Raw genomic sequence first — 25,891 nt, forward strand, 5'->3', positions numbered from 1 at the left:
ACCATCGAGGAGACGCCCCCATGGGCAAGCGCGTGCTGATCGTGGACGACGAACCCAACATCCTGATCTCGCTCGAGTTTCTGATGAAGCGCGAGGGCTACGAGGTGCAGGTGGCCCGCGACGGGGAGGAAGGCTTGGCCCTCGCTGGCCGTTGGCGGCCGGATGTGGTGCTGCTCGACGTCATGATGCCGCGCAAGAGCGGCTTCGACGTGTGCCAGGCCATCCGGGCCGATGCCGCACTGGCCGGCATGCGCATCGTCATGCTCACCGCCAAGGGGCGGGACACCGATGTCGCCAAGGGGCTGGCGCTCGGCGCGGATGCCTATCTGACCAAACCCTTTTCCACGCAGGAGCTGGTGCGCCGCGTGCGCGAACTGCTGGGAGCCCAGGCGTGAGGCGGCGCATCGACCCGCGCCTGTGGTGGCTGCTGGCCGGTGCCGCGGCCGTGTCCCTCGCGTGGCTGGCGGTCACGGTGGGGCTGATCGCGGTCACCCTGGAGGTCGAGGCCCGCGCGCGCATGCTCGATTTGCTGGGCGACCGCTGGGGCTTCGTGCTGCTGATGTGGCTGCTCGGCATGGCCGCCATCGCCTGGGGGCTGCAGAAGGCGTTCGACGTCGGCGTGCACCCCTGGCGGCGGCTGGCCGAGGAGGCCCAGGTGCTGTTGACCGCGCAGGGCGCGCCCGCCCTGCGCGAGCGCGGCCCGGCGGAAGTGCGCCGGGTGGCCCAGTTGTTCAACCAGCTCGTGCAGCAGCGCGAGGCCTGGCGCGCCCAGGTGGACGAGCGCGTGCGCGAGGCGGCGCGCGGCATCGAGCAGGAGAAGTCGCGCCTGGCCGCCCTGATGTCGGAACTGACACAAAGCGTCGTCGTGTGCAACCTGGACGGGCGCGTTCTGCTCTACAACAACCGGGCGCGCTGGCAATTTCGCGCCCTGTCCCAGGCGCCCACGCTGGCCGGCGGGGCGGAGCTGATCGGCTTGGGGCGATCCATCTACACGGTGTTCGACCGGGCGGTCATTGCGCATGCGTTGGAGAGCATTCGCCAGCGCTTGCGCCGGGGGGCGGCGCACCCCAGCGCGCAGTTCGTCACGGCCACGCGCGGCGGGCAGTTGCTGCGCGTGCAGGTGGCCCCGGTGCGGCAGGCGGAGGGCGCCGAGGGCACCGAGCAGGATCTGGCCGGCTTCGTCCTCGTGCTCGACAACATCACCCGGGACCATGAGCAGGCGGCGGCGCGCGAGCGGCTCTGGCTCGACCTGACCGAAGGCAGCCGCCGCTCCCTGGCCAATGTGCGCGCGGCGCTGGAGGTGCTGGAGTTGCCCGACGCCGACCCCGCGCTGCGCGAGCGGCTGCTCGGCGTGGTGCGCGACGAGGTCCAGGCCTTGGGCGACCGGGTGCAGCGCCTGGTCGCCGATGGCGCCACGCAATGGGGCAGCCAGTGGCCGATGGAGGACATGCTGGGCGCCGACCTGATCGTGGCGATCGAGCGCCGTCTGGCCGATGTCGAAGGGCTGCAGGTGGGCGTGGGGCCCGTCGATGGCGAGATCTGGCTGCGCATCGAGAGCTTTGCCCTGATGCAGGCCGTGCTCTATCTGGCGCGCCGGCTGCACGAGGAGGGGGGCGTTGCCGCCGTCACCCTGCGGCTGCAGCCGGCCCCGGCCGCGCAAGGGCGGGCCGGCGCCCAGGCGCATCTGGATCTGGCCTGGGCCGCCCCGGCCGGCGAGGCCTCGATCGCCGGTCTGATGGGCTGGGAGCTGGACCCGATGCGCGTGGGCGACGGGGGCTTGGCTGCGAGTGTGCGCGATGTGGTGGAGCGCCACGGCGGCGCCCTGTGGGTGGAGGCGGACGCTCAGGCGGGCCAGGCCTTCTTTCGCCTGCTGTTGCCGGCCATCGAGCCCGCGGAGCCGGCCGATGCGCCCCCCCTCGTGCGCACTGAGAGCCGGCCCGAGTACTACGACTTCGACCTGTTCCGCCAGTCCCCCGCGGCGCAGGCGTTGGACGATGTGCCGCTCACGGCGCTGGCCTACACCGTCTTCGACACCGAGACCACGGGCCTGAATCCGTCCGAGGGCGACGAGATCATCCAAATCGGCGCCACCCGCATCGTCAACGGCAAGCTGTTACGGCACGAGAGTTTCGAGCAACTCGTCAACCCACGCCGCTCCATCCCGCGCGAGTCCATCCCCATCCACGGCATCACCCCGGAGATGGTCGCCGGTCAGCCCGACATCACGCAGGTGCTGCCCGCCTTCCACGCCTTCGCCCGCGATACGGTGCTGGTGGCGCACAACGCGGCATTCGACATGCGGTTTTTGCAGCTCAAGGAGCGGGTGACCGGGCTGGTGTTCGACCATCCGGTGCTCGATACCTTGCTGCTGTCGGCCGTGGTCCATCCCGCCCAAACGTCGCACCGGCTGGAGGAGATTGCGGCCCGCTTCGGCATCCCGGTGATCGGGCGCCACACGGCGCTGGGCGACGCCTTCGTGACGGCCGAGGTGTTGCTGCGCCTCATCCCACTGCTGGCCGAGCAGGGCATCCACACCCTGGGCGACGCGCGCCGCGCGGCCGAGCGCACCTACTACGCCCGGCTGACGTATTGATGCCGGGGGCCGATGCCGGGGCGGACGCTGCCCCGGCCCTCAGAAGCGCCCTGCGAGGTAGCGTTTTTCCAGCACGCTCTGCAGGTCCTTCACCACGCCGAAGGCATCCTTCAGGTGGCGCCGTTCGAGCTCGGAGAGTTCGTCCAGCCGCAGGTAATTGTCCGCCGCCTGGCCGTTGGCCATCAGGCGGGCCTGGTGCTGGATGCGCAGTCCGCTCAAAAACTCCAGCGCGTCGATCAGGTCGCGCGTGCGCTCGGCGCTGATCTCGCCGCTGCTGGCCGCGGCCTGCAGGCGCTCACGCGTGCTGACCGCCGGGATGCCGCCGGCCAGCGCGTAAATGCGCGCCAGGTCGATGATGGGCACGATGCCGGTGTGCTTGAGGTCCACCGTGCCTTCGTGCTCCCCGTGGCGGATGGTGCTGATCCCCCCCAGCCATCCCAGCGGCGGTTGATGGGTCAGCGCGTTGCCCACCATGTGCGCCAGAAAGATCCGCTGCCCCGGGGTGCGCTGCAGCACCTCCGCGCGCAGGGTGTCGAGCAGCGCGCGTTCGCCATGCACGAAGCGCTGGTCGAAAAAGACGCAGGTCAGCATCAGGGCCTTTGGCTCGGGGCGCTCGATCCAGGTGCGGAAATAGTCGCGCCAGCGGGCCAGCGGCTGCCGCCAGGTGTCGGTGACCGCCATCATCTCGCCGGGGCAATACACGTAGCCGCAGGCGTTGAGCCCGTCGCACACGAAGCGCGCCAGCGCCTCGAAATAGGCGCCGTGCGCTGCGGGGTCGTAGCGGTCGTCCAGGACCAGGCAGTTGTCCTGGTCGGATTTGGCGGTCTGTTCGTTGCGCCCCTGCGATCCGGCGGCGACCCAGGCATAAGGGACGGGGGGCGGGCCGTATTGGGCCTCGGCCAGTTGCAGCAGGCGCGAGGTGAGAGCGTCCGTCATGGCCGAAACGATGCGCCCCATGGCGTGCGCGCTGGTGCTGGCGGCGGCCAGCTGCCGCTGGAGCTGGCCGATGCGGCTGGCCGTCGCCACCAGTTCTTCCACCGACTCTTGCCGGTAGATCGCGCCGGCCAGGTTGACGGCGGAGTTGCTCTGTTGCTGCTGCAGGTCGGTGCTGGAGATGATGCCGACCACCGTGCGCCCGTCCATCACCGGCACATGGTGGATGTTCAGGCGGGCCATGAGCAGCAGCGCATCGAAGGCATGGTCCCCGATGTCCACCGTTTGCAACGCGGTGGTGGCGACCTCGATCACGGGACGCGCCGGGTCCAGCCCCTCGGCCAGCACGCGGTTGCGCAAATCCCGGTCCGTCACCAGACCGACCAGGGCGCCGTCGCGGGCCACCAGCACCGACGAAATCCGGTGCTCACGCATGATCCGCGCGGTCGCCTGGATGGGCAGATCGGGGGGCACCGTCACCGGAGGGCGCCGCAGCAAGGCCCGCACCGGCAGGGTGGCCAGCGGGGTGGAGTCGTCGACCGGTCGCTCGTCAGGGGAGATGTGCATGGCAAGGGTGGCCCAGGCGGAGCCAAAAACCGCTACGATGCCATGCTACACCCGCACCGTCCGCTGCCAAGACCAACGCCCGCCACGGCTTTGCGTTGCGTCAAGCCGTTGCCGTCTTTGCGCCATGCCTGCGTCGTCCGATTCCCACCTTCGCCCCTATCTCGACCGTCTGTACTGGCGTTTCACCTGGGGGTTCATTGGCTTCGTGCTGCTGCTGGGGGTGTTGGAGCGCGTGGGCTGGTCCAAGAGCGCCATCGGACTCACCTTCCTGCTCGGCACCTTGGCCGTCTATGCGACGATCGGCATCCTCACCCGCACCATCGACCCGGTCGAGTACTACGTGGCCGGGCGGCGCGTGCCGGCGTTCTACAACGGCATGGCGCTGGCGGCGGACTGGCTGTCGGCGGCCTCGTTTCTGGGGCTGGCGGGCACGCTGTACATGCAGGGCTTTGGCGGCCTGGCCTTCCTGCTCGGCTGGACGGGCGGCTTCGTGCTGGTGGCCCTGTTCTTGGCACCGTACCTGCGGCGGTTCGGGCAGTTCACCATCCCCGATTTTCTGGCGGAGCGCTACGGCGGCCCGGTGCCGCGGCTGCTCGGGGTGTTTGCGCTGCTGTTGTGCTCGTTCATCTATGTGGTGGCGCAGATTTATGGGGTGGGCCTGATCACCTCGCGCCTGACCGGACTGGCCTTCGAAGTGGGGGTGTTCCTTGGTCTGGGGGGGATTCTGGTCTGCTCCTTTTTGGGGGGGATGCGGGCTGTGACGTGGACGCAGGTTGCCCAGTACATCGTCTTGATTCTGGCTTATGTCACCCCGGTGGTCTGGCTGTCCGTCAAGCAGACTGGCTGGCCCGTGCCCCAGCTCACCTACGGCATCCAGCTGCAGAAGGTGACCGAGCGCGAGCAGGCCCTGGCCGAGAGTCCGCAAGAGGTCCATGTGCAGGGCATCTGGGCCCATCAGGCCCATGTGCTGCGCGAGCGCCTGCGCGATCCGGCCGCCGCCCTGGAGCGCGAGCGCACCCAGGTCGAGCGCCACATCGAGGCGCTGCGGCGTTACGACGGCGATCCGGCGGACATTGCCGAGGCGGAGCGGCTGCTGTCGCGCCTGCCGCGCGACGAGGCCGCCGCCCGCGCGCTGTGGACGCGTCAGCTCGAGCAGGCGCAGACCAAGACCACCGCGCTCGGCGGCATGCCGCCGCAGGCGCGACCCTACGCGCAGGACACCGCCGAGGCAGGGCCGCAGGCGGGGGTGGAGCCGTCGCGCCGCAATTTCCTGGCGCTGGTGTTCTGTCTCGTGGTGGGGACCGCGGCCTTGCCCCATTTGCTGGTGCGCTTCTACACCGTCCCGAATGTGCGCCAGGCCCGGCAGTCGGTGGCGTGGGGGGCGGGCTTCATTGCGCTGCTGTACCTGACGGCCCCGGCGCTGGCCGTGATGGTCAAGTTCGAGGTGCTCAACGGCCTGGTCGGCACCTCGTTCGATGCCTTGCCCCACTGGGTGAGCGCCTGGAGCCGCGTCGATCCCGGCCTGTTGTCGGTGCGCGACGTCAACCGCGACGGGGTGCTCCAGCTGGGCGAAATCACCATCGGGCCCGACATCATCGTGCTGGCCAGCGCCGAAATCGCCGGCTTGCCCTATGTCGTGGCCGGCCTCGTGGCGGCCGGAGGGCTGGCCGCCGCGCTGTCGACGGCCGATGGGCTGTTGCTGGCCATCACCAGCGCGCTCAGCCACGACCTGTACTACAAAACCCTCGATCCGACCGCCGAGACGGCGCGCCGCGTCACCCTGTCCAAGGTGCTGCTGCTGGTGGTGGCCTTGCTTGCGGCCTATATCGCGGCACAGAAGCCGGCGGACATACTGTTCCTCGTCTCGGCGGCGTTTTCCCTGGCGGCGGCGGCCTTCTTTCCGGCGTTGGTGTTGGGCATCTTCTGGTCGCGGGCCAACGGGCCAGGGGCCGTGGCGGGCATGGTGGCGGGGCTGGCCGTCACCGTCTACTACATGGCCGCGACGCAGCCGTGGCTGCGCTCGGTGTTGGGCCTGAGCGGCGAGCCGCGCCTGTGGTGGGACATTCAACCGATCGCCGCGGGGGTGTTTGGCGTTCCGGTGGGCCTGGCGGTCACGGTCGTCGTGAGCCTCATCACCCCGGCGCCGTCGCCGCAGCGGCGCGCCTGGGTGCGGCGCTTGCGCTCGCCATTCGCGGGCAAGCTATAATCGCGGGCTTCCTTGCCACACCCCAGTTGACGCGGGGGTGGCAGTCGTTCCACAAGGAGAGTTCATGCGTCACTACGAAATCGTCATGCTGATCCACCCGGATCAGAGCGAGCAGGTGCCCGCCATGCTGGAGCGCTACAAGGGCATGATCACGGCCGGCGGCGGAGTCATCCACCGCGTCGAGGACTGGGGTCGTCGCCAGCTGGCGTACCAGATCAACAAGCTGTCCAAGGCCCACTACCTGTGCCTCAACATCGAGGCCGGGCAAGAGGTCATGAACGAGCTCGAGCACGCCTTCCGCTTCAACGACGCCGTGCTGCGTCACCTGGTGGTCCAGAAGAAGAAGGCCGAGACCGGCCCGTCGGCGATGATGAAGGCCGTCGAGCGCGAGGAAGCCCGCAAGGCGCAACAGGAAGCCGCTGCTTGACCCCAGCAGGGGCGACCGCGTCACCCGTCAATCGCCTGGTGCTCGTGGCCACGCTCGCGCAGTGCGCGGCCATGCGCTACACCCCGGCCGGCATCCCCGCGCTGGACGTGCTGTTGGAGCATGCATCCGAGCAAGTAGAAGCCGGCCAGCCCAGGCGAGTGGCCCTGCGTCTGAAAGCGGTGGCGTTCAGCGCCGATGCCGAACGACTCGCCACCCAGCCGCTGGGCGCCACGCTGTGGTGTGCAGGGTTTTTAACCTCTGCGCGCCGCGGTCACGGGATCGTGTTCCACATCCAGGATTTCAAGCCGATTTAGGAAACCATCATGGCTGCACCGCAACGCAATCAGGGCAACCGCCCCAAGCGCGCCAGCAACAACCTGCTGTTCAAGCGCAAGAAGTTCTGCCGATTCACCGTCGCCGGCGTCGAGGAAGTCGACTACAAGGACGTCGACACGCTGAAGGATTTCATTGCCGAAAACGGCAAGATCATCCCCGCCCGCCTGACCGGCACCCGCGCCATCTACCAGCGCCAGGTCGCCACCGCCATCAAGCGTGCGCGCTTCCTGGCGCTGCTGCCGTACAGCGACCAGCACCGCGTCTGAAGGAGCCCGAGAACATGCAAGTCATCCTGCTCGACAAGGTCGTCAACCTGGGCAACCTGGGCGACATCGTCAAGGTCAAAGACGGCTATGCCCGCAACTTCCTGATTCCGACCGGCCGGGCCCGCCGGGCGACGCAGTCGGCCATCGACGAGTTCAACGCGCGCCGCGCCGAGCTCGAGAAAGTGGCTGCCGCCAAGCTGGCCGAGGCCCAGGCCTTGGGCGAAAAGCTCAATGGCATGACCATCAAGCTGTCGCAAAAGGCGGGTGTGGACGGCCGGCTGTTCGGCTCGGTCACCAACCACGACATCGCTGCGGAGCTGACCAAGGCCGGCTACCCGGTCGCCAAGGCCCAGGTCCGCATGCCCAACGGCGTGCTCAAGATGGTGGGCGACTACACGGTGTCGGTGGTGCTGCACACCGACGTGGTGGTGGACGTCAACGTCCAGGTGCTGGGCGAAACCGTCTGATCCGTCAGGCCGTTCTGCCCGCACATCAAAAGGCCGCCTGCAAGGCGGCCTTTTTTGTGCTCACCAGAGTTTCCACCACGGGCCGCTGTCGCGGCGAAAGCCCTGGGTGAGGAATGGGCTGGCGGGGAAGTTGGCTTCCAGCACACGGCGGGCATCGCGCGCCTGGTCGGGCATGTCCAGCGCCTCGTACGACTTCATCAGGATGTAGAGCGCCTCTTCGATCGCCGGGACATTCTGGTAGTCCTTGAGAGCGGCCTGGGCGCGGTTGATCGCGGCCACGTAGGCCCCCCGCCGGTAGTAGTACCGCGCGACGTGCACCTCGGACTGTGCCAGGGAGTTGACGATGTACGTCATCCGCTGGCGCGCATCAGGGGCGTAGCGCGAGTCGGGGAAGCGCTCGGTCAGTTCCTTGAAGGCCTCGAACGAGTCTTTGGCCGCCTTCTGGTCCCGCTCGGAGAGGTCCTGCTGCGAGATGAAGCCGAACAGCCCCAGGTTGTCGTTGAAATTGACCAGCCCCTTGAGGTAGAGGGCATAGTCCAGGGCGGGGCTGGCCGGGTGCAGCTTGATGAATCGGTCCAGCGTGGCAATGGCCTGGGCCTGCTCACCGTTCTTGTAATGGGCGTAGGCCTTCTCGAGTTGGGCTTGTTGCGCCAGCGGTGTGCCCGCGGCCCGGCCTTCGAGTTTTTCGAAGTACTGGATGGCCTTGTCGTAGTTGCCGGCGGCGCGCTCGTCCATGGCCTCGGCGTAGAGCTTGTTGGGGCTCCAGCCGGCGGTGACGTCCTTTTCGGGGCCGCTGGCGCAGCCGGCCAGCAAGGCGATGCCCAGAGCGATGGCGGACAGGGTGGGCGCGCGCAGGCGATCGGCGGATAATCGGTGGGTCTTCATTGGGCGCCCCTCAGGCGCGCTGCCGCAGCAGCAAACATGGTGTCAAAAATTATAGAGGTCGAGGCCGACGTCGCGGCGCTGGCCGACGCGGCGGACGGTGGTGCGGCAGACCCCGGCGCCGAGTCGGAGTGGCGCCGCTTCGTGGTGGATGCCGACGGGCATGGCGCGCGCCTGGACCGCTGGCTGGCGGCGCGCGTGCCCGAAGTGTCGCGCAGTTACCTGCAGCAGCTGATCGCGGAAGGGGCGGTGTGCCTGGACGGGGCGGTGCAGTCCAAGCCAGCGCGGCGCTTGCGCGTGGGCGAATCCCTGGCCATCGAGCTGCGCCCGACCGCGCAGGCGCAGGCCTTCGTGCCGCAGCCGATGGCCTTGCCCATCGTGTTCGAGGACGACCATCTGCTCGTCATCGACAAGCCGGTGGGCTGGGTGGTGCACCCCGCTGCCGGCCATTGGTCGGGCACCTTGCTCAATGGCCTGCTCGCGCACCACGCGGGCGCTGCGCGCCTGCCGCGGGCGGGCATCGTGCACCGGCTCGACAAGGACACGAGCGGCCTGATGGTCGTGGCCAAGACGCCGAGGGCGTTCGACGCCCTGGTGGCGATGATCGCTGCGCGGGAGGTGCAGCGCATCTATGTGGCGCTGGCGGGCGGGCCGTGGCGGCATCCGGACCGCGTGGGGGTCGATCAGCCGATCGGGCGCGATCCGCGCCAGCGCCTGCGCATGGCGGTGCATCCGCCCGAGAGCGGCGCGGCCAAACCGGCGCGCACGGATATCCGGCGGCTCGACGGCGGCACGCCGGGGCGCGCCGAGTGGGTGTTGGTCGGCTGCAAGCTGCACACCGGGCGCACCCACCAGATTCGCGTCCATCTGGCATGGCTGGGGCATCCGCTGGTCGGGGACACGCTCTACGGCGGGCGGCCGGCCCTGGGCATGGCGCGCCAGGCCTTGCATGCCGTTCGGCTGGGGCTGCGGCATCCGGTCGGCGGAGATTGGCTGGCCTTCGAGAGCCCGCTGCCCCCCGATCTGGCTGACGCCGTCACGGCGGCCGGCCTGCACTACAATCCCGCCCTCCTGTGGGCCGTCCGGCCCGATGGCGAGCACGACGGCCCTGGGCACGACCGTATCACCGGCAGCGCATGAACACGACCGACGCCCGCCGCATTCTGGAAACCGCGCTGCTGTGCGCGGCCCAACCCCTGTCCCTGCGGGAGCTGACGGCGCTGTTCGACGGCGCCCTGGCCCCCGACACGCTGCGCCGCCTGCTGGCGGATTTGCAGCTCGCCTGGGCGGATCGGGGGCTGGAGCTGGTGTGCGTGGCGAGTGGCTGGCGGTTTCAGAGCCGGCCGCAGTTGCGGCCGTTTCTGGACCGCCTGCACCCGGAAAAGCCGCCGCGCTACAGCCGCGCGGTGCTGGAGACCCTGGCGATCATCGCCTACCGACAGCCCGTCACCCGTGGCGACATGGAGGCCATTCGCGGCGTGACCATCGGCAGCCAGATCCTCAAACAGCTCGAGGACCGCGGCTGGATCGAGGTGATCGGCCACCGCGAAACGGTCGGACGCCCCGCGCTGTATGCGACGACGCGGCAGTTTCTGGATGATCTGGGCCTGACGTCGCTGGACCAGCTGCCGCTGCTGGAGGATACGGACGCGCCCGCCCGCGACGACGCGGGGCTGGAACTCGCCCTGCTCGATGGGGCCGAACACGCCGGAGCCGAACGACCCGCGGACGGCCCCGCCCACGACGAGGCCCCGGTGGCCGCGACGAACGAAAGACAGTCATGAAGAAAACGCCCCCCGGCACCCGATCCAGCGCCCGATCCAGCGCCCCCCGTGTCCGCTCCGTGGCGGCTGCGCCCCGTCCCACCCCGGCCGCCCGGCCCGCCGCGCCGCAGGCGGGGGACACCCTCAAGCTGCACAAGGTGCTGGCGCAGGTGGGGCTGGGCTCGCGGGCGGACATGGAGCAGGCCATCGCCGCGGGCCGGGTCACGGTCAATGGCGAGGCGGCGCATGTGGGGCAGCGCATCGCCAGCGGCGACGTGGTCAAGCTGGACGGCCGCCTGGTGCGCTGGCGCGCCACGCCGACCCGCCTGCCGCGTGTGCTGGCCTACCACAAGCCGACGGGCGAGGTCGTGACGCTGGACGACCCCGACAACCGGCCCACCGTGTTTCGCAGCCTGCCGCGTCTGCGCTCGGGCAAGTGGATGGCGGTGGGGCGGCTGGACATCAACACGGAGGGGCTGCTGCTGTTCACCGACTCCGGCGAGCTGGCCAACCGCCTGATGCATCCGCGCTTCGGGCTGGAGCGCGAATACGCCGTGCGCGTGCTGGGCGCGCTGTCGCAGGACGAGCGGCAGCGGCTGCTGGAGGGCATCGAGCTGGACGATGGCCCGGCCCAGTTTCGCTCGGTGGAGGACGGCGGCGGCGACGGCGCCAACCGCTGGTACCGGGTGACCATCGCCGAGGGCCGCAACCGCGAGGTGCGCCGTCTGTTCGAGGCGGTCGGCCATGCGGTCAGCCGCCTGATCCGGGTGCGCTACGGCGCCGTCGAACTGCCGCGCGGCCTGCGCCGTGGTGCCTACGTGGAGCTGGACCCGCGCGTCGTCGCCCAGCTCATGGAAGCGGCGGGCGCGCCCTTGCCCGCTCGGCCGGCGGCGCCCCGGCGCCGGGCCGGCCCGCCCCGCGGGGCCGGTCCGCGGCCGAGCCGCCCGCCCGCCCCGGAGCGCAACGGGCGCGGGGCGGGGCAGGGCGCGCGTGCACCGCGTCGCCGCGCCGGTTAAAATCGCAGGTTTTGTCTATCATCCCCAACCATTTCGATCATCATGGCCATCGAACGCACCCTCTCCATCATCAAACCCGACGCCGTCGCCAAGAACGTCATCGGCCAGATCTACAGCCGCTTCGAGGCCGCCGGCCTCAAGATCATCGCGGCCAAGATGGTGCACCTCTCGCGCGGTGAGGCGGAGCAGTTCTACGCCGTCCACAAGGAGCGCCCGTTCTTCAAGGATCTGGTGGACTTCATGGTGTCCGGCCCGGTCATGGTGCAGGTGCTGGAGGGCGAAAACGCCATCGCCAAGAACCGCGAGCTGATGGGCGCCACCGACCCGAAGAAGGCCGCCCCCGGCACCATCCGCGCCGACTTCGCCGACAGCATCGACGCCAACGCGGTGCACGGCTCCGACGCCCCGGAAACCGCTGCCGTCGAGGTGGCGTTCTTCTTCCCGGGCATGAACATCTACTCGCGCTGATCATGTCATGACGGCCAATTTGCTCGACTTCGACCTCGAGGGGTTGGCCGCCTTCTGCGAGCGGCTCGGACACAAGCGTTTCCGGGCCGTCCAGCTCTTTCGCTGGATCCACCAGAAAGGCGTCGCGCGCTTCGAGGACATGACCGACCTCGCGCGCGACCTGCGCGAGCGGCTGCCCGCGGTCGCGCGCATCCAGGGCCTGCCGGTGCTCACCGAGCAGGCGTCGGCCGACGGCACCATCAAGTGGCTGTTCGACGTCGGCGACGGCAATGCGGTGGAGGCCGTCTATATCCCCGAGGACGATCGCGGCACGCTGTGCGTGTCCAGCCAGGCCGGCTGCGCGGTCGGGTGCCGCTTTTGCTCCACGGGCCACCAGGGCTTCAGCCGCAACCTGACCACGGGCGAGATCATCGCCCAGCTGTGGTATGCCGAGCACGAGCTGCGGCGGCGCCTGGGAACGGGCGAGCGCGTCATTTCCAATGTCGTGATGATGGGCATGGGCGAGCCGCTGCAGAACTATGGCGCGCTCGTTCCCGCCTTGCGGGTGATGCTGGACGACCACGGCTACGGCCTGTCGCGCCGGCGCGTGACGGTGTCCACCTCGGGCGTGGTGCCGATGATGGACCGGCTGGCGCAGGATTGCCCCGTGGCCTTGGCCGTGTCGCTGCATGCCCCCAACGATGCGTTGCGCGACCGGCTGGTGCCGCTCAACCGCAAGTACCCGCTGCACGAGCTGCTGGACGCCTGTCTGCGTTACCTGCCGGCCGCGCCGCGCGACTTCATCACCTTCGAGTACTGCATGCTCGACGGCATCAACGACACCCCGCAGCATGGGCAGGAGCTGATCGCCCTCCTGCGTGGCCACGCGGGGCGGGGGGTGCCGTGCAAGGTCAACCTGATTCCGTTCAACCCCTTTCCCGAGTCGGGCCTGCAGCGCTCGCCGCGTGCGGCGGTCAAGGCGTTTGCCGATCGGCTCAATGCGGCGGGACTCGTCACCACCATCCGCAAGACGCGGGGGGACGACATCGATGCAGCCTGCGGCCAGCTCGCGGGCGATGTGCTCGACCGCACCCGCGTGGGCGAGCGTTTGGCACGGCGCGGCGACGATCTGGCCGTGGTGCGCGTGCACCGGCCAGTCCGCGCCGCGGAGGGATCGGCATGAGTCGACGGCGGGCATTGGCGGTGGTCGCGCGTGCGGCGGTGGCGCTGGGCGTGCCGGTGTGGCTCGCGGCCCTGGGCGGCTGCGCGGGCGCAGGGGCGGCGGCGGGTGCTGGCACCGGCCGCGACTGGATCACCGAATCGGACGAGCCCCAGGCCCGCAAGCGGGCCCGCACCCGGCTGGAGCTGGCCGTCGGTTACTTCGAGCAGGGGCAGACGACGGTCGCCCTGGACGAGGTCAAACAGGCCATCCAGATCGATCCGACCTACGCGGCCGCGTTCAACCTGCGCGGGCTGATCTACACCCAACTGCGGGATCTGCGGCTGGCGGAGGAGAGTTTCCAGCAGGCCCTGCGGCTGGACGCACGCGACGGGGACACCTGGCACAACCTGGGGTGGATGTATTGCCAGGACGGGCGCCACGCCCCCGCGTTCGATGCCTTCCGGCGCGCGCTGGAGGCGCCGGGGTACCGCTCTGCGGCGCGGACCTGGATGGCGCTGGGCGTGTGCCAAGTCCGCGCGGGGCAGCCCGAGCCCGGTGAGCGCAGCCTGCAGCGCGCCTTCGAGCTCGATCCGGGCAACCCGGTGGTGCTGTACAACCTGGCGCTGCTGCTGCACCAGCGTGGCGACAGCGAGCGGGCGCGGTTCTACATCCGCCGCCTCAACAATTCCGAGCTGGCCAACGCCGAGTCCCTTTGGCTGGGCATCAAGATCGAAAACCGGCTGCAGAACCGCGAAGCGGCGCTCCAACTGGGCGAGCAGCTCAAACGCCGGTTCCCGGCCTCGCGCGAGGCCGGCTCGTACGAGCGGGGGGCTTTTCATGAGTGAGACGGGCGTCACCCCACCGGCGGCGGTGCCCCAGTCGGCCGGCGAGGCGCTGCGGCAGGCACGTGAGCGGGCGGGGCTGCACATCGCCGCCGTCGCCGCGACGCTGAAGGTGCCGGTCCAGCGTCTGGAGGCGCTGGAGGCCGGGCGCTACGAGGCGCTGCCCGATGCCACCTTCGTGCGCGCGCTGGCGCTGAGCGTCTGTCGCGTGCTCAAGATCGATCCCGCCCCCATCCTTGCGGCCCTGCCGGCCGGGCAGGCCCCGCAGCTCGGGCCGACCCATGGCTCGATCGATGCCCCGATGCCGCGCGAGAGCGCCTCGCCCGATTTCGGCGGCAGCGAAGGGGGCGGCCGTCGCACGCCGCTGTGGATTGCGCTGGCGCTGGTCGTGCTGGCCGGGGTACTGTGGTTCGTGCTGCCGACCGCAGGGCATTCGCCCGGGGCCCCCGTGGCGGGTGGGGCGGAGGGCGGCGCGAGCCCGTCAGCTGCGACCGTGCCATCCCCGGCCGATGCCAGCCCGGGCGCGACCGGGCCGGCGTCGATGTCGCCGCCGCCGGCCACGGGCGCCGCGCCGACGCCCCCGACGGCACCGGCAACGCCGGTGGTACCGGCTCCGGCTCCGGCTCCGGCTCCGGCACCGCAAGCGTCTGCGTCGGCGCCCGCCGCCGGCGGTGCCCAACCCGCGGCACCTGCCGCCCCGGCGGCGCTGCAATTGCGCGTGCAGGCCCCGAGTTGGATCCAGGTCATCGGCGCATCCGGGCGCGTCTGGCTGCAGCGCAGCCTGCAGCCGGGCGAGGACGTCCGCTTCGACGAGGATCTGCCGCTGGCGGTCACCGTCGGGCGCGCCGATGCCACCGAGGTCGTGGTGCGCGGCCAGCCCTTCGATCTGGGGCCGATGACCCGCAACAACGTTGCCCGTTTCGAAATCCGCTGATTGTCATGAGCGCCATCGACCCTTCGGCCGCCGCATGGGGCGCAGCGCCGAACGCCGACCGACCGATTCCGCTGGGCGCCGCGGCCCCGCGCCGCTCCCGCCAGGGTGTCGTCGCCTGGGGTGAGCACCGCGTCACCGTCGGCGGCGATGCGCCGATCCGCGTGCAGTCGATGACCAACACCGACACGGCCGACGCCATCGCGACCGCCATCCAGGTCAAGGAACTGGCCCAGGCCGGCTCCGAGCTGGTGCGCATCACGGTCAACAACGACGAGGCCGCCCGGGCCGTGCCGCACATCCGCGAACAGCTCGACCGCATGGGGGTGTCGGTGCCGTTGATCGGCGACTTTCATTTCAACGGCCACCGGCTGCTGGCCGACCATCCGGCGATGGCGCAGGCGCTGTCCAAGTACCGCATCAACCCGGGCAACGTGGGTCGCGGCGAGAAGAAAGACCGCCAGTTCGCCCAGATGATCGAGGCGGCGCTGCGCTGGGGCAAGCCCATTCGCATCGGCGTCAACTGGGGCAGTCTGGATGCCGATCTGCTCGGGCAGATGATGGACGAAAACGGCCGCCGTCCCCAGCCCTGGGACGCGCGGCAGGTCATGTACGAGGCGCTGATCACTTCGGCGCTCGCGTCGGCCGAACGCGCGGTGGAACTCGGCATGGCGCCCGAGGATGTGGTGCTGTCGTGCAAGGTCAGCAACGCGCAGGACCTGATCGCCGTGTATCAGGAGCTGGCGCGCCGCTGCGACTATCCGCTGCACCTGGGGCTGACCGAGGCGGGCATGGGCACCAAGGGCACCGTGGCGTCGGCGGCGGCCCTGGCCGTGCTGTTGCAGCAGGGCATCGGCGACACCATCCGCGTGAGCCTGACCCCGCAGCCCGGCGAGCCCCGCACCCAGGAAGTGGTGGTCGCGCTGGAGATTTTGCAGGCGCTGGGGCTGCGCGCATTCGTGCCCAGCGTCACCGCTTGCCCGGGCTGTGGGCGCACCACCAGCACCGTGTTCCAGGAGCTGGCCAAACAGATCGACGACCATCTGCGCGCGGCCATGCCGGTCTGGCGCAGCCGCTATCCCGGGGTGGAGAACCTCAAGGTCGCCGTCATGGGTTGCATCGTCAATGGGCCGGGCGAGAGCAAGCACGCCGACATCGGCATCAGCCTGCCCGGCACCGGCGAGGCCCCGGCCGCCCCCGTCTATCTGGATGGCGAGAAGGTCACCACCCTGCGCGGTGAGCGCATCGCCGAGGACTTTCGCCAGATCGTCGAGGACTACGTCGCTCGGCGCTTTGGTGCCGGGGCGTCCTGACGCGCCGCCCGCCGCGCCCGCCCCATCCCCCTTTCTGCTGGCACACGGGCACCGCCGCACCATTGCCGCGGCGCCCCCACCCGAGACCGAGATGACAGACAAGATCACCGCCGTCAAAGGCATGAACGACATCGTCGCGCCCGATTCCGCCCACTGGGAGTGGCTGGAGGCGCGCGTGCGCGATCTGTTCGCGCGTTACGGCTACCGCAACATCCGCACCCCCATCGTCGAGCCGCTGGCCCTGTTCGTGCGCGGGCTGGGCGAGGTCACCGACATCGTCGAGAAGGAGATGTACGCCTTCGAGGACCGGCTCAACGGCGAGCAGCTCGCGCTGCGTCCGGAGGGCACGGCCGGCGTGGTGCGCGCGGTGGTGGAGCATTCGCTGCTCTACGACGGCCCCAAGCGCTACTACTACATGGGCCCAATGTTCCGCCACGAGCGGCCGCAGCGCGGCCGCTACCGTCAGTTTCACCAGGTGGGGGTGGAGGCGCTGGGTTTGGCGGGCCCCGAGGCCGATGCCGAGCTGATCGCGATGGCCGCAGACCTGTGGCGCGAACTGGGCCTGCAGGACATTGCGCTGGAACTCAACAGCCTGGGGCAGCCCGTCGAACGGCAGGCGCACCGCCAGGCGCTCATCGCGTATTTCGAGCAGCACCGCGACCAGCTCGACGAGGACGCGCGCCGCCGCCTCTACACCAACCCGCTGCGCATTCTGGACACCAAAAATCCGGCGATGCAGGCCCTGGTGGAAGCGGCGCCCAAGCTGCTCGACCACCTGGGGCCGGCGTCGCTGGCGCACTTCGAGGCGGTGCGCCGCCTGCTCGACGCCCAGGGCATCGCCTACCGCGTCAATCCGCGGCTGGTCCGTGGGCTGGACTACTATCACCACACGGTGTTCGAATTCGTCACCACCTCGCTCGGGGCGCAGGGCACGGTCTGCGCCGGGGGGCGCTACGACGGCTTGATGGCCGAGGTGGGCGGCAAACCCGCCCCTGGCGTCGGCTGGGCCATGGGAGTGGAGCGCATTCTGGAACTGCTCAAGGCCCAGCAGCGGCTGCCGGCCGCCCCGGTGCCGGACGCCTATGCCATCGTGCCCGACCCCCAGGCCTGGCCGCAGGTGATGCCCGTGCTGCGGGCCTTGCGCGCCGCGGGTCTGCAGGTGCTGATGCACGCCGCCGGGCCGGACGGGCTGGGCAGCATGAAGTCGCAGTTCAAAAAGGCCGATGCGAGCGGGGCGCGCTACGCGCTGATCTTTGGCGAGGCCGAGCTGGCCGCCGGGCAGGTGGCGGTCAAGCCCCTGCGCGAAGGGCTGAGCGGCCCCGTCACGGCCCAGACCCTGCTGCCCGTGGCCGAGGCCGCCGAGTGGGCCGCCCGGTTGCGCCCCGCTGGCGCGACCTGACGCGGCCGATCGCGACCGGGGCACGCCCCCCTCTACAATCCCGCCACATCGACACCCACCGGGCACCGCATGGCCTCGCATTACGACCTCGAAGAGCAGGAACAAATCGCCCAGCTCAAGGCATTTTGGGCAAAGTACGGCAACCTCATCACCTGGCTGTTGATCGGGGTGCTGGGGGCTTATGCCGCCTACAACGGCTGGCAGTATTGGGAGCGGCGCCAGGCCGCGCAGGCGGCCGCCCTGTACGATGAGTTGGATCAGGCGGCCCGCGCGGCCGACGTCGAGCGGGTGCGGCGCACCTGGGGCGATATGCAGGCCCAGGCGGCCCGCACGGCGCAGGCGCAGCACGGCGCGCTGCTGGCCGCCCGGGTGTTGGCCGAAGCCGACCAGACCGCCGACGCGCGCGCGGCCCTGCAGTTCGTGATCGACCGTGGGCGTGACGAGGCCCTGGTGGCCGTGGCCCGCGTGCGCCTCGCGGGGCTGGAGCTGGACGCCGGCAACCTCGACGCGGCTCTGCGCCTGCTCGATGCCGATGTGCCCGAGGCCCTGCGCCCGTGGCGCGCCGACCGGCGCGGTGACGTGCTGCACCGCCAGGGCCAGGACGAAGCCGCCCGCGCGGCCTACCTGGATGCCTGGAAGGGGCTGGAGCCTGCGGCCGGCTACCGTGCCATCGTCGAGGCCAAGCTCAACGCACTGGGTGTCGATCCCACCGCCCGTCCGGAGGCCAAGCCGTGAACCTCATCCACCCCCCCGTTCACCCCTCCTCGCTCGTCCGGCGTGCGGGCACGTGGCTGGCCGGTGCCGCCCTCGCGCTGACGCTGGCCGGTTGCTCGTCCAGCGGCCGCAAACCCGAGCCCATGCCGCTGGAGCCGGTGGCCGCGCTCGTGCCCGCACGGCAGGTGTGGACGCAGGCGCTCGGCCCGGTCGATGCGCTGATGGTGCCGGCTGTCCACGGCGCGTCGGTGGCGCTGGTCAACGCCGCGGGCACGGTGACGGTGCTGGATGGCGAGAGCGGTCGCGTGCGCTGGCGGGCCGAGTCCGGCGCCCCCATGGCCGCCGGGGTCGGGTTCGATGGGCGGCGCGCGGCCGTCGTCACGCGCGACAACGATCTGGTGGTGCTGACCGAGGGTGGCGAGCGCTGGCGCCAGCGGCTGCCCGCGCGCACCTTCACGCCGCCGTTCGTGGCCGGTGAGCGCGTGTTCGTGCTGGGGGGCGACCGCAGCGTGGTGGCCTTCGACGCCGCGACGGGCGCGCGCCTGTGGTCGCAAACCAGCCGCGGCACCGAGCCGCTGGTGCTGCGCCAGGCCGGGGTGCTGGGCGCGGTGGGCAACACGCTGGTCGTCGGGATCGGCGGCCGTCTGGTCGGCTTGGATCCCGACACCGGGCGCATCCAGTGGGACGCCACCATCGGCCGCTCGCGCGGCGCCAACGAAATCGAGCGCCTCGTCGATCTGGTGGGCCGTGTCGGGCGCGACCGCGACGTGCTGTGCGCGCGTGCTTTCCAGTCCGCGATCGGCTGTGTGGATGCCCAGCGCGGCCGGGTGCTCTGGACGCAACCGGCCGACGGCACGACCGGCGTGCAGGCCGATGCCGAGCGGGTGTATGGCGTGGAGTCGAACGGCCGGGTCATCGCCTTGCGGCGCGAGGATGGCGTGCGCGCGTGGGCCAACGAGCGGCTGCTGTACCGGGGCCTCTCGGCACCGCTGGCGGTGGGCCGTTCCCTGGCCGTGGGGGATGCGCAGGGCCATGTGCACCTGCTGTCGCGCGCCGACGGGTCCTTCCTGAACCGGCTGCCGACGGATGGCTCGCCCATCGTCGACGGGCCGCTGCTGGTCGGCAACACCCTGCTGGCCGTGACCCGCAACGGCGGCGTGTTCGCTTGGCGCCCCGAATGACCGCGTTCAAACCCGTCGTCGCGCTGATCGGCCGCCCCAACGTCGGCAAGTCCACGCTGTTCAACCGGCTCACCAAGAGCCGGGACGCCATCGTCGCGGACATGCCCGGCCTGACCCGCGACCGCCACTACGGCAACGCCCGGCTGGGGCGGCGCGAGTTCATCGTCATCGACACCGGCGGCTTCGAGCCCGACGCGTCCAGCGGCATCTACCGCGAGATGGCCAAGCAGACCCGCCAGGCCGTGGCCGAGGCGGATGTGGTGATCTTCGTCGTGGACGCGCGGGCCGGGCTGAGCGCGCAGGACCACGAAATCGCCAACTACCTGCGCCGCTTGGCCAAACCCTGCCTGCTGGTAGCCAACAAGGCCGAGGGCATGCGCGAGGGCGCGCAACTGGCGGAGTTTTATGAACTGGGCCTGGGGGAGGTGATCCCGGTGTCGGCCGCGCACGGACAGGGCGTGCGCTCGATGGTCGAGGCCGCGCTCGATCAACTGATCTGGCCCGACGACACCTCCGAGGCCGACGAGGCCGCCGAAGAGGCGATCCGGCTTGCCGTCGCCGGCCGCCCCAACGTCGGCAAGTCCACGCTGATCAACGCCTGGCTGGGCGAGGAACGGCTGGTTGCCTTCGACCTGCCCGGCACCACGCGCGACGCCATCCGCGTGCCCTTCGAGCGCGAGGGGCGCCGCTTCGAGCTGATCGACACCGCCGGCCTGCGCCGCAAGGGCCGGGTATTCGAGGCGGTGGAAAAGTTTTCCGTCGTCAAGACGCTGCAGGCCATCGAGAGCGCGCACGTCGTGCTCCTGCTGCTGGACGCCACGCAGGGCGTCACCGACCAGGACGCGCACATCGCCGGCTACATCCTGGACAGCGGCCGCTCGGTGGTCGTGGCGGTCAACAAGTGGGACGCGGTGGACGACTACCAGCGCGAGCAACTGCAGCGCTCCATCGAAGTGCGGCTGGCCTTTCTGAAGTTTGCGCCGCTGCACTTCATTTCCGCGCGCAAGCGCCAGGGCATCCAGGCGCTGTGGAAGTCCATCGCCCGGGCCTATGCGTCGGCGATGGTCAAGATGCCCACGCCGGTGCTCACCCGCCTGTTGCAGGAGGCCGTTGCCTTCCAGGCGCCGCGCAAGAGCGGCATGTTCCGCCCCAAGTTGCGCTATGCGCATCAGGGCGGGCAGAATCCGCCCGTCATCGTCATCCACGGCAACTCGCTCGAGCACGTGGGCGACGCCTACCGGCGCTACTTGGAGGCGCGGTTTCGCAAGGCGTTCGATCTGGTCGGCACGCCGCTGCGCATCGAGTTCAAGAAGCAGGAAAACCCCTACGACTGACGCGCCCCTTCCGCGGGGCTTTGCGCCCACGCACGCCGCCGCCGTTTGTGGTATGGTCGGCGTCCCATTTTTATATCGAACACGGACGATATCGTGAGCAACAACAAAGGCCAACTCCTCCAGGACCCGTTTCTGAACCAACTCCGCCGCGAGCACGTGCCGGTGTCGATCTACCTCGTCAACGGCATCAAGCTGCAGGGGCAGATCGAATCGTTCGATCAGTACGTGGTCCTGCTGCGCAACACCGTCACCCAGATGGTGTACAAGCACGCCATCTCCACCATCGTGCCGGGCCGGCCGGTGCAGTTCACGGCAGGCCAGACGGCCGAGGCTGCGTCGGCACCGTGACCGGATCCGCCCCGGCATCCACGGCCGGTGAGCCGGCGCCGGGTGTCATTCTCGTCGGCGTCGACATCGGCCAGCCGCATTTCGACGCCACCCTCGACGAACTGGCCCAACTGGCCCAGTCGGCGGGGTACCGGGTGTGCGACAAGGTCGTCTGCCGCCGCCGAGCGCCCGATGCGGCGCTGTACGTGGGCAGCGGCAAAGCGGACGAAATCGCGGCGCTGGCCGCGGCGCATGGTGCCAGCGAGGTGCTGTTCGACCAGTCCCTGAGCCCGGCACAGCAGCGCAACCTCGAGCGGCACCTCAAGATGCCGGTCAACGACCGGGTGTTGCTGATTCTGGACATCTTTGCCCAGCGGGCCCGCAGCCACGAGGGCAAGCTGCAGGTGGAGCTGGCGCGGCTGCGCTACCTGTCGACGCGGCTGGTGCGGCGCTGGTCGCACCTGGAGCGCCAGACGGGCGGCATCGGCCTGCGCGGCGGCCCCGGCGAGACCCAGATCGAGTTGGACCGGCGCATGATCGCCGAGGCGATCCAGCGCACCCGCGAGCGGCTCGAGCGGGTCAAGCGCCAGCGGCGCACCCAGCGCCGGCAGCGCGAGCGCCGCGGTACCTTTACCATTTCGCTGGTCGGCTACACCAACGCCGGCAAGTCCACGCTGTTCAACGCGCTGGTCAAGGCGCGCGCCTACGCGGCCGACCAGTTGTTTGCGACGCTCGACACCACCACGCGCCAAATGTATCTGGGCGAGGCCGGCTGCAACGTGTCCCTGTCGGACACGGTTGGCTTCATCCGCGACCTGCCTCACACGCTGGTCGAGGCCTTTGCCGCCACCTTGCAGGAGGCGCGCGACGCCGACTTGCTGCTGCACGTGGTCGATGCGGCCAATCCGCAACACCCGGAACAGATCGACAACGTGCAGCGCGTGCTGCACGAGATCGACGCGGCCGACGTGCCGCAGGTTCTGGTGTTCAACAAGATCGACGCCCTGCCGCCCGAGCGGCGCCCGCGCCAGCACCGCGATGTCACGGAACTCGAAGGGCGCAGCGTGACTCGGGTTTTCGTGAGCGCGCAGACCGGCGAGGGGCTCGACGTGCTGCGGGCGGTGCTGGCCGACGCCGTGCGCGAGCACCTCGCAATGCCCGACGGTGACGGGGGCGTGCCGCAATTCGGCACAATTCGCATGCCATCCAACGATTCACGTTTTCATCCATGAGCGACTTCCCCTTGGGCGCACGACCTTCTGGACGCGGGCCTGACCGCCTGGGCCTGTGGTCCCGGGCAGGCTGGGCGCGCCGCCTGCGCGCGGTGTTCAACCTCAACGACCCGCGCTGGGGGCGTGGGGAGGACGACGATGCCCGCGACGGTGGCGGGCGGCGCCGGCCGTCGGGCGGACAGACCCCGCCCGATCTGGACGAACTGTGGCGCGACTTCAACCGCAAGCTCGGCGGCCTGTTTGGCGGTCGCGGGGGTGGCCGCCCGCCGGGTGGCCCCGGCTGGGGCCGGGGGGAGGGGGGTGCGCCGATGCGCCCTGATCCCAAAGGGGCGGGCATCGGCGCCGGCCTGATCATCGGCGTGGGGGTGCTGATCTGGCTGGGCACGGGCTTTTTCATCGTGCAGGAAGGCCAGCAGGCCGTCATCACCCAGTTCGGCCGCTACCACAGCACGGTCGGCGCGGGTTTCAACTGGCGGCTGCCGTATCCCATCCAGCGCCACGAATCGGTGTTCGTCACCCAAATCCGCTCGGTGGACATCGGCCGGGATGCGATCGTGCGCGCCACGGGCCTGCGTGAGTCGGCGATGCTGACCGAGGACGAGAACATCGTCGAGATCAAGTTTGCCGTGCAGTACCGCCTGAGCGATGCGCGCGCCTACCTGTTCAGCAGCCGCGACCCCGATGCGGCGGTGGTCAAGGCCGCCGAGACCGCCGTGCGCGAGGTGGTCGGCAAGATGAAGATGGACGCCGCCCTGGCCGAGGAGCGCGAGCAGATCGCCCCCCGTGTGCGGACCTTGATGCAAAACATCCTGGACCGCTACAACGTCGGCATCGAGATCGTCGGCATCAACCTGCAGGCCGGCGGCGTGCGCCCGCCCGAGCAGGTACAGGCCGCGTTCGACGACGTGCTCAAGGCCGGGCAGGAGCGCGAGCGCGCCAAGAACGAGGCCGAGGCCTACGCCAACGACGTCGTGCCGCGGGCGCGCGGCGCGGCGTCGCGCCTGATCGAAGAGGCCGAGGGCTACAAGGCGCGCATCGTGGCGCAGGCGCAGGGTGATGCGCAGCGCTTCTCGCTCGTGCAGGCCGAGTATGCGAAGGCCCCGCAGGTCACGCGCGAGCGCCTGTATCTGGAGGCCATGCAGCAGATCTACACCAACGTCACGAAGATCATGGTGGATACCCGCCAGCAGTCCAGCCTGCTCTATTTGCCGCTGGACAAGATCATGCAACAGGTCAGCGCCGGGCAGGGGCCGGTGGGGGCGGTCCCGTCGCCCGCTCCGACGGCGGCCGCATCGAGCGCGCCGGCCGCTGCCGACACGCGCGGACGTGACGACCTGCGCAGCCGCGACCGCGAAGGGCGCTGAACGGAGCCGACGCCATGATGAACCGAATCGGATTCATTGCCTCTTCCCTGTTGGTCCTGCTGGCCATCGTCAGCTCCACCCTGTTCGTCGTCGATCAGCGCCAGTTCGGCGTGGTGTTCCAGTTCGGCCAGATCCGCAACGTGGTCACCGAGCCGGGTCTGAACTTCAAGCTGCCGCCGCCGTTCCAGAACGTGTCCTACATCGACAAGCGGCTGCTGACGCTGGAGAGCACCGACACCGAGCCGACGCTGACCGCCGAGAAGCAGCGCGTCGTCATCGACTGGTACGTGCGCTGGCGCATCTCCGACCCGTCGGCCTATATCCGCAACGTCGGGCTGGACGAGCGCGCCGGCGCCGCCCAGCTCAACCGCGTGGTGCGTAACGCCTTCCAGCAGGAGGTCAACAAGCGCACTCTGCGCGAGCTGCTCTCCGCCAAGCGCGAGGAGCTGATGGCCGCGGTGCAGCGCGAGGTGCTGGCTGCGGTGCGCGGCGCCGAGAAGCCCTGGGGCATGGACGTGGTGGACGTGCGCATCTCGCGCATCGACTACGCCGAGTCGATCACCCGCTCGGTCTACGACCGCATGGAGGCCGAGCGCAAGCGCGTGGCCAACGAGCTGCGCTCCACCGGCTTCGCCGAAGGCGAGAAGATCCGCGCCGAGGCCGACCGCCAGCGCGAGGTCATCTTGGCCGAGGCCTACCGCCAGGCGCAGAAGATCAAGGGCGAAGGCGACGCCGAAGCAGCCCGCGTCTACAGCCAGGCGTTCGGCAAAGACCCGGCGTTTGCCCAGTTCTACCGCAGCCTGGAGGCGTACAAGGCCAGCTTTGCCGGCAAGGGCGATGTGCTGGTGGTCGATCCCTCGTCCGAGTTTTTCAAGGCGTTCAAGGGCACGGCGCCGGCGGCCGGCGCGCGCTGACGGGCGCGATCCGTGGCCGGTCCGGACCGGGGCCGGGGTAGAATCCGGCCTTTGCCTGCCCTCGAACCACCCATGTCTGCCTGGCTGTTGCCGGATCACATCGCCGATGTGCTGCCCTCCGAGGCACGCCACATCGAGGATTTGCGCCGCTCCCTGCTCGAAGCCGCTCGCCGCTACGGCTACGAGCTGGTGATTCCGCCGCTGCTGGAGCACCTGGAGTCGCTGCTGACCGGCACCGGCGAGGCGCTGGATCTGCAGACCTTCAAACTGGTCGATCAGCTCTCGGGCCGCATGCTGGGGCTGCGGGCCGACACCACGCCGCAGGTCGCGCGCATCGACGCCCATTTGCTCAACCGGCGGGGCATCACGCGGCTGTGTTATTGCGGCCCCGTGGTGCATACCCGCGCAGGCGGCGCGCACGGCTCGCGCGAGCCGCTGCAGTTCGGCGCCGAAATCTACGGCCACGCCGGCCTGGAGGCCGACCTGGAAGTCCTCGAGCTGGCCCTGGACGCTCTGCGCGCCGCGGGGCTGTCCCGCCTGGGGGTGGACCTGGGCGATGTGCGCATCGTCGATGCGGTGCTGGACGGCTGTCCGCTGCCGCCGGCGCGCATCGCGCGGCTGCATGCGGCGCTGGCGGCCAAGGATGCGGCCGCGCTGGCGGCGCTGGCCGCGGAATTGCCCCCCGCGGTACGCGACGGCCTGCTGGCCTTGCCCGAGCTGTATGGCGATGCGGCCGTCCTGGCCGAGGCCCGGCGGCGCCTGCCGGGCGGCGAGCGGCTGCAGCGGGCCCTGGACGATCTGGCCTGGCTGGCCGATCGCCTGCACGAGCGCGACCCGCTGGTTTCCGTCACCTTCGATCTGGCGGATCTGCGTGGCTACGCCTACTACACGGGCGTGCGGTTTTCGCTGTTTGGCGCCGGTGGAGCCGAGCGGCAGGAAATCGCGCGTGGCGGCCGTTACGACGAGGTGGGCGCGGTCTTTGGGCGCCGCCGTCCCGCGGCCGGCTTCAGCCTGGATCTCAAGCAACTGGTCCGGCTGGCCCCGGCCCCCGCGCTGCGGCCGGCGATCCGGGCACCGTGGCGCGACGATGGCGCCCTGCGTGCGGCCATCGCCCAACTGCGCGCGGCCGGCGAAACCGTGGTCTGCGTGCTGCCCGGGCACGAGCACGAGGTGGACGAATTTGCCTGCGACCGCACGCTGGTCGAACGCGACGGCGCGTGGGTGGTGCAACCGCTCGCGGCGCAGGCGAGCTGATGCCCACCGCACCATCGCGGC

26 protein-coding genes are annotated in these 25,891 nt (G+C 70.3%); 24 read left to right on the forward strand and 2 right to left on the reverse strand.

Going from position 1 to position 25,891, the window contains the following annotated elements; all coding sequences use genetic code 11:
• The first annotated feature begins 20 nt into the window (after window positions 1–20).
• Window positions 21–395: a response regulator transcription factor gene (locus tag A9O67_RS08820; protein WP_068609352.1), complete on the forward strand. Its 375-nt coding sequence runs from the start codon at window positions 21–23 to the stop codon at window positions 393–395.
• Window positions 392–2,593 (forward strand): 3'-5' exonuclease, encoded by a 2,202-nt coding sequence (locus A9O67_RS08825; RefSeq protein ID WP_068609353.1) that lies wholly within the window; start codon window positions 392–394, stop codon window positions 2,591–2,593. Before A9O67_RS08820 ends, A9O67_RS08825 begins: the two co-directional genes overlap by 4 nt.
• A 39-nt stretch (window positions 2,594–2,632) precedes the next feature.
• On the opposite strand, the gene A9O67_RS08830 is transcribed toward A9O67_RS08825, so the two are convergent.
• On the reverse strand, window positions 2,633–4,093 hold the full coding sequence (locus A9O67_RS08830; protein ID WP_068609354.1) for a putative nucleotidyltransferase substrate binding domain-containing protein: 1,461 nt from the start codon (window positions 4,091–4,093) through the stop codon (window positions 2,633–2,635).
• Between the two features lie 124 nt (window positions 4,094–4,217).
• Here A9O67_RS08830 and A9O67_RS08835 point away from each other — a divergent pair, with 124 nt between their 5' ends.
• The 5 genes from A9O67_RS08835 to rplI all read left to right on the forward strand — a co-directional run bounded on the left by A9O67_RS08835 (window position 4,218) and on the right by rplI (window position 7,795).
• A complete protein-coding gene (locus A9O67_RS08835) occupies window positions 4,218–6,299 on the forward strand; it encodes a sodium:solute symporter family protein (RefSeq protein WP_068609355.1) in 2,082 nt (693 codons plus the stop codon).
• Window positions 6,300–6,363: 64 nt separating this feature from the next.
• A complete protein-coding gene (gene rpsF / locus A9O67_RS08840) occupies window positions 6,364–6,726 on the forward strand; it encodes a 30S ribosomal protein S6 (RefSeq protein WP_068609356.1) in 363 nt (120 codons plus the stop codon).
• Entirely contained in the window at window positions 6,723–7,040 is a 318-nt protein-coding gene (gene priB, locus A9O67_RS08845) for a primosomal replication protein N (protein ID WP_269451563.1), read from the forward strand. Before rpsF ends, priB begins: the two co-directional genes overlap by 4 nt.
• A gap of 9 nt (window positions 7,041–7,049) precedes the next feature.
• Window positions 7,050–7,328: a 30S ribosomal protein S18 gene (rpsR, locus tag A9O67_RS08850; protein ID WP_068609357.1), complete on the forward strand. Its 279-nt coding sequence runs from the start codon at window positions 7,050–7,052 to the stop codon at window positions 7,326–7,328.
• 14 nt (window positions 7,329–7,342) lie between these two features.
• A complete protein-coding gene (rplI, locus tag A9O67_RS08855; RefSeq protein WP_068609359.1) occupies window positions 7,343–7,795 on the forward strand; it encodes a 50S ribosomal protein L9 in 453 nt (150 codons plus the stop codon).
• Window positions 7,796–7,855: 60 nt separating this feature from the next.
• Here the strand turns inward: rplI and A9O67_RS08860 are convergent, their stop codons facing one another.
• Window positions 7,856–8,680 (reverse strand): outer membrane protein assembly factor BamD, encoded by an 825-nt coding sequence (locus A9O67_RS08860; protein ID WP_068609361.1) that lies wholly within the window; start codon window positions 8,678–8,680, stop codon window positions 7,856–7,858.
• Between the two features lie 36 nt (window positions 8,681–8,716).
• On the opposite strand from A9O67_RS08860, the gene A9O67_RS08865 reads away from it, so the two are divergent.
• From A9O67_RS08865 to A9O67_RS08945, 17 genes are all read left to right on the forward strand, one after another.
• The gene (locus A9O67_RS08865; protein ID WP_068609363.1) at window positions 8,717–9,817 is read left to right on the forward strand and encodes an RluA family pseudouridine synthase; all 1,101 of its coding nucleotides are present in this window, start codon (window positions 8,717–8,719) and stop codon (window positions 9,815–9,817) included.
• Entirely contained in the window at window positions 9,814–10,461 is a 648-nt protein-coding gene (scpB, locus tag A9O67_RS08870) for an SMC-Scp complex subunit ScpB (RefSeq protein ID WP_082955467.1), read from the forward strand. The genes A9O67_RS08865 and scpB overlap by 4 nt, the downstream gene beginning before the upstream one ends.
• Window positions 10,458–11,456 carry a 23S rRNA pseudouridine(2605) synthase RluB gene (rluB, locus tag A9O67_RS08875; RefSeq protein WP_082955468.1) on the forward strand — a complete coding sequence of 333 codons (999 nt, stop codon included), beginning with the start codon at window positions 10,458–10,460 and terminating at the stop codon, window positions 11,454–11,456. The genes scpB and rluB overlap by 4 nt, the downstream gene beginning before the upstream one ends.
• A 42-nt stretch (window positions 11,457–11,498) precedes the next feature.
• Window positions 11,499–11,924 (forward strand): nucleoside-diphosphate kinase, encoded by a 426-nt coding sequence (ndk, locus tag A9O67_RS08880; RefSeq protein WP_068609364.1) that lies wholly within the window; start codon window positions 11,499–11,501, stop codon window positions 11,922–11,924.
• A gap of 7 nt (window positions 11,925–11,931) precedes the next feature.
• On the forward strand, window positions 11,932–13,086 hold the full coding sequence (rlmN, locus tag A9O67_RS08885) for a 23S rRNA (adenine(2503)-C(2))-methyltransferase RlmN (protein WP_068609366.1): 1,155 nt from the start codon (window positions 11,932–11,934) through the stop codon (window positions 13,084–13,086).
• Window positions 13,083–13,910 (forward strand): type IV pilus biogenesis/stability protein PilW, encoded by an 828-nt coding sequence (gene pilW, locus A9O67_RS08890; protein ID WP_068609368.1) that lies wholly within the window; start codon window positions 13,083–13,085, stop codon window positions 13,908–13,910. The genes rlmN and pilW overlap by 4 nt, the downstream gene beginning before the upstream one ends.
• Window positions 13,903–14,841, forward strand: a complete 939-nt coding sequence (locus A9O67_RS08895; RefSeq protein ID WP_068609370.1) for a helix-turn-helix domain-containing protein — start codon at window positions 13,903–13,905, stop codon at window positions 14,839–14,841. The genes pilW and A9O67_RS08895 overlap by 8 nt, the downstream gene beginning before the upstream one ends.
• 5 nt (window positions 14,842–14,846) lie before the next feature.
• The gene (ispG, locus tag A9O67_RS08900) at window positions 14,847–16,151 is read left to right on the forward strand and encodes a flavodoxin-dependent (E)-4-hydroxy-3-methylbut-2-enyl-diphosphate synthase (protein ID WP_068609372.1); all 1,305 of its coding nucleotides are present in this window, start codon (window positions 14,847–14,849) and stop codon (window positions 16,149–16,151) included.
• A 91-nt stretch (window positions 16,152–16,242) separates the two neighbouring features.
• Window positions 16,243–17,550 (forward strand): histidine--tRNA ligase, encoded by a 1,308-nt coding sequence (gene hisS, locus A9O67_RS08905; protein ID WP_068609373.1) that lies wholly within the window; start codon window positions 16,243–16,245, stop codon window positions 17,548–17,550.
• Between the two features lie 69 nt (window positions 17,551–17,619).
• Complete coding sequence (locus tag A9O67_RS08910; protein ID WP_068609374.1) at window positions 17,620–18,285, forward strand: YfgM family protein; 666 nt, start codon at window positions 17,620–17,622, stop codon at window positions 18,283–18,285.
• Between the two features lie 5 nt (window positions 18,286–18,290).
• Window positions 18,291–19,445 carry an outer membrane protein assembly factor BamB gene (gene bamB, locus A9O67_RS08915; RefSeq protein WP_068609933.1) on the forward strand — a complete coding sequence of 385 codons (1,155 nt, stop codon included), beginning with the start codon at window positions 18,291–18,293 and terminating at the stop codon, window positions 19,443–19,445.
• Window positions 19,442–20,779, forward strand: coding sequence for a ribosome biogenesis GTPase Der (der, locus tag A9O67_RS08920; RefSeq protein ID WP_068609375.1), 1,338 nt, complete (start codon window positions 19,442–19,444; stop codon window positions 20,777–20,779). Before bamB ends, der begins: the two co-directional genes overlap by 4 nt.
• 93 nt (window positions 20,780–20,872) lie before the next feature.
• Window positions 20,873–21,127 carry an RNA chaperone Hfq gene (gene hfq, locus A9O67_RS08925; protein WP_068609376.1) on the forward strand — a complete coding sequence of 85 codons (255 nt, stop codon included), beginning with the start codon at window positions 20,873–20,875 and terminating at the stop codon, window positions 21,125–21,127.
• On the forward strand, window positions 21,124–22,338 hold the full coding sequence (gene hflX / locus A9O67_RS08930) for a GTPase HflX (protein ID WP_068609377.1): 1,215 nt from the start codon (window positions 21,124–21,126) through the stop codon (window positions 22,336–22,338). Before hfq ends, hflX begins: the two co-directional genes overlap by 4 nt.
• Window positions 22,335–23,702, forward strand: coding sequence for an FtsH protease activity modulator HflK (hflK, locus tag A9O67_RS08935; RefSeq protein ID WP_156682285.1), 1,368 nt, complete (start codon window positions 22,335–22,337; stop codon window positions 23,700–23,702). The genes hflX and hflK overlap by 4 nt, the downstream gene beginning before the upstream one ends.
• A 17-nt stretch (window positions 23,703–23,719) precedes the next feature.
• Window positions 23,720–24,616: a protease modulator HflC gene (hflC, locus tag A9O67_RS08940; protein WP_068609937.1), complete on the forward strand. Its 897-nt coding sequence runs from the start codon at window positions 23,720–23,722 to the stop codon at window positions 24,614–24,616.
• 72 nt (window positions 24,617–24,688) lie between these two features.
• Window positions 24,689–25,870, forward strand: a complete 1,182-nt coding sequence (locus A9O67_RS08945) for an ATP phosphoribosyltransferase regulatory subunit (RefSeq protein ID WP_068609379.1) — start codon at window positions 24,689–24,691, stop codon at window positions 25,868–25,870.
• The last annotated feature ends 21 nt before the right edge of the window (window positions 25,871–25,891 follow it).

This window comes from Tepidimonas fonticaldi (assembly GCF_001675355.1).
GTDB lineage: Bacteria > Pseudomonadota > Gammaproteobacteria > Burkholderiales > Burkholderiaceae_C > Tepidimonas > Tepidimonas fonticaldi.

Bases quoted from the DNA above. Each gene is read 5' to 3' on its own strand.
- hflK (WP_156682285.1), top strand. From the start codon at position 22,335: ATGAGCGACTTCCCCTTGGGCGCACGACCTTCTGGACGCGGGCCTGAC.
- rplI (WP_068609359.1), top strand. From the start codon at position 7,343: ATGCAAGTCATCCTGCTCGACAAGGTCGTCAACCTGGGCAACCTGGGC.
- A9O67_RS08945 (WP_068609379.1), top strand. From the start codon at position 24,689: ATGTCTGCCTGGCTGTTGCCGGATCACATCGCCGATGTGCTGCCCTCC.
- A9O67_RS08895 (WP_068609370.1), top strand. From the start codon at position 13,903: ATGAGTGAGACGGGCGTCACCCCACCGGCGGCGGTGCCCCAGTCGGCC.
- A9O67_RS08910 (WP_068609374.1), top strand. From the start codon at position 17,620: ATGGCCTCGCATTACGACCTCGAAGAGCAGGAACAAATCGCCCAGCTC.
- ndk (WP_068609364.1), top strand. From the start codon at position 11,499: ATGGCCATCGAACGCACCCTCTCCATCATCAAACCCGACGCCGTCGCC.
- A9O67_RS08865 (WP_068609363.1), top strand. From the start codon at position 8,717: ATGGTGTCAAAAATTATAGAGGTCGAGGCCGACGTCGCGGCGCTGGCC.
- rluB (WP_082955468.1), top strand. From the start codon at position 10,458: ATGAAGAAAACGCCCCCCGGCACCCGATCCAGCGCCCGATCCAGCGCC.
- scpB (WP_082955467.1), top strand. From the start codon at position 9,814: ATGAACACGACCGACGCCCGCCGCATTCTGGAAACCGCGCTGCTGTGC.
- der (WP_068609375.1), top strand. From the start codon at position 19,442: ATGACCGCGTTCAAACCCGTCGTCGCGCTGATCGGCCGCCCCAACGTC.
- rpsF (WP_068609356.1), top strand. From the start codon at position 6,364: ATGCGTCACTACGAAATCGTCATGCTGATCCACCCGGATCAGAGCGAG.
- rpsR (WP_068609357.1), top strand. From the start codon at position 7,050: ATGGCTGCACCGCAACGCAATCAGGGCAACCGCCCCAAGCGCGCCAGC.
- A9O67_RS08860 (WP_068609361.1), bottom strand. From the start codon at position 8,680: ATGAAGACCCACCGATTATCCGCCGATCGCCTGCGCGCGCCCACCCTG.
- ispG (WP_068609372.1), top strand. From the start codon at position 14,847: ATGAGCGCCATCGACCCTTCGGCCGCCGCATGGGGCGCAGCGCCGAAC.
- hflC (WP_068609937.1), top strand. From the start codon at position 23,720: ATGAACCGAATCGGATTCATTGCCTCTTCCCTGTTGGTCCTGCTGGCC.
- A9O67_RS08820 (WP_068609352.1), top strand. From the start codon at position 21: ATGGGCAAGCGCGTGCTGATCGTGGACGACGAACCCAACATCCTGATC.
- hisS (WP_068609373.1), top strand. From the start codon at position 16,243: ATGACAGACAAGATCACCGCCGTCAAAGGCATGAACGACATCGTCGCG.
- rlmN (WP_068609366.1), top strand. From the start codon at position 11,932: ATGACGGCCAATTTGCTCGACTTCGACCTCGAGGGGTTGGCCGCCTTC.
- A9O67_RS08835 (WP_068609355.1), top strand. From the start codon at position 4,218: ATGCCTGCGTCGTCCGATTCCCACCTTCGCCCCTATCTCGACCGTCTG.
- A9O67_RS08830 (WP_068609354.1), bottom strand. From the start codon at position 4,093: ATGCACATCTCCCCTGACGAGCGACCGGTCGACGACTCCACCCCGCTG.
- pilW (WP_068609368.1), top strand. From the start codon at position 13,083: ATGAGTCGACGGCGGGCATTGGCGGTGGTCGCGCGTGCGGCGGTGGCG.